Source organism: Peribacillus sp. P4_D6 (assembly GCF_056401795.1).
In genome coordinates, this window is sequence record NZ_JBFUIQ010000382.1 from 1 (window position 1) to 736 (window position 736).

At 42.2% G+C, this 736-nt stretch carries 2 protein-coding genes; both read left to right on the plus strand.

Annotation, left to right across the window (positions count from 1 at the left end; genetic code table 11):
• The first annotated feature begins 26 nt into the window (after window positions 1-26).
• A complete protein-coding gene (gene larC2, locus AC1DVB_RS27745) occupies window positions 27-503 on the plus strand; it encodes a nickel pincer cofactor biosynthesis protein LarC2 (RefSeq protein WP_477592064.1) in 477 nt (158 codons plus the stop codon).
• Window positions 500-736 (plus strand): HoxN/HupN/NixA family nickel/cobalt transporter (locus tag AC1DVB_RS27750; RefSeq protein ID WP_477592066.1); only part of this gene is annotated, 237 nt, incomplete at its 3' end. The genes larC2 and AC1DVB_RS27750, both read left to right, overlap by 4 nt.

A 736-nucleotide genomic window follows, 5' to 3' on the forward strand; every position in this document is an offset into this window, starting at 1 on the left:
CTTAGAGTTATCATAGGGGAGACTCAATGAACCGCCCGCCTGATCATGAGCATCTTGATGAACAAATGGTGAAAATGGAAGTGAATCTAGATGATATTTCCGGTGAATGGCTTGGGCATGTTATGGATTTGTTGTTTGAATCAGGAGCAAATGATGTATTTTATACGCCAATCTATATKAAAAAAAATCGACCGGGAGTGTTATTGCAGCTTCTCTGTTCACAGCAGGTGATTTCGAAAATGAAGAAGATATTATTTGCTGAAACGACGACTCTCGGGATACGCTACTATCCACTTACCGTGCACAGGCTCGAACGATCATTTTTACATGTACATACACAATGGGGAAAAGTGACGATGAAGAGGGGTATTCATGAGGGATTGACCTTGCAGCAGGCACCTGAATATGAAGATTGCCGTAAAATTGCCTTACAGAACAATATACCTCTTAAAAGGGTGTATGAAGAAGTTTGGAAGTGTCTCGGGGAGGTCAAAGAGAAATGAGTTTGGTGTCGATTCTTACATTAGGATTCCTATTGGGGATAAAGCATTCGTTAGAACCGGATCATGTTATTGCCGTAGCAACGACGGCAGGAAACACGAAAAAATTATCCCGTTCCACTCTAACGGGGGTGTATTGGGGGATAGGCCATACAAGTACGCTGTTTCTTATAGGTGTGCTATTCATTTGGATGAAGGGGGAAATTCCAGAGTCGTTAAGCATGACACTGGAATTC